This window comes from Streptomyces sp. NPDC042002 (assembly GCF_055588305.1).
In genome coordinates, this window is sequence record NZ_JBVJCT010000090.1 from 1 (window position 1) to 1,167 (window position 1,167).

Genomic DNA, 1,167 nt, shown 5'->3' on the forward strand with positions numbered 1-1,167 from the left:
GCGGCTCGCGGCTCGCGGCTCGCGGCTCGCGGCTCGCGGCTCGCGGCTCGCGGCTCGCGGCTCGCGGCTCGCGGCTCGCGGCTCGCGGCTCGCGGCTCGCGGCTCGCGGCTCGCGGCTCGCGGCTCGCGGCTCGCGGCTCGCGGCTCGCGGCTCGCGGCTCGCGGAGATGGTTCTCTTATCGCATTTCAAGCCGGTTAGCAATCTTTCGGCCGGTTTCATGGCGGGTGGACAGACGAGTGAACTCGTACACGGTAACGAATCACGCCGACCGCGACGTAAGCATCGGTCGCAGGATTGGCGGGGCCAGAGGGCGGGACACGGCCTGCCCCTGACGGTTCTGCCGGAAGGTGGAGGAGCTCGGTGTCGGCGTGCTTGTTCACGCTTACCCGACACTCGACAACGTGGAGGCCGTGCACCTGTGTAGGGAGTGGAGATTCTGCGTCCGGGACGAATAACGGGCAGGGGCCGGGCCGTACGGATGTCGCGCGTGATGCGGTTGTTGCCGTGACCGGAGGGAACGTTGGTGGAGGTTTTGACGCTCTGGGAGTCGATGACACACGCGCTCGGCTCTTCGCTCCGGCCTTCCTGCCTGCGGACTTGTCGGCGCAGTAGGCTGTTGAGCTGGTCGAAGACGCCTTCCTCCTGCCATCGGGCGAAGTAGGCGTAGACGGTGTTCCAGTGCGGGTAGTCGTGCGGCAGGTAGCGCCAGGGGATCCCGGTTCGGTTCACATAGAGGACCGCGTCCAGCAGGCTCCGCAGGTCGTGATTGAGCGGCCGACCGATGTCCAGGCCGCGGCTTCGACGCTCGGACCGCCAGGCGGTCAGGACCGGCTCGACCAACTTCCAGCGGGCATCGGACAGATCACTGGGATAACGGCGACGTTCAGGCACGATTTCGAGCTACCCACCCACGACTCGGCAGGCCCGGGCGCGCACATCGGCGCCCGAAGCACACGGCGCACAACCCGGCGTCACGGGATGAAACAGGAGAAACCAGGCCAACAGGGTGCCGGAACGGCAACTCGTACACCATTGATCACGCCAGCCCCAGCACTCCCAGACAAGCTGCGACCTAGTACTGCAACGGTGTCTACCGTGACTGCTGGCCAGGGTCGTCGTTGATGTGGTTATGGGTGGGGACCTTGCTGATGTGCGTGTGTGGGCGA

1 pseudogene is annotated in these 1,167 nt (G+C 66.7%); it reads right to left on the reverse strand.

Annotation, left to right across the window (positions count from 1 at the left end):
* Positions 1–514: 514 nt before the first annotated feature.
* A pseudogene (locus ACZ6KY_RS42165) lies at positions 515–892 on the reverse strand (transposase); the annotation flags it as partial.
* Positions 893–1,167 lie beyond the last annotated feature (275 nt).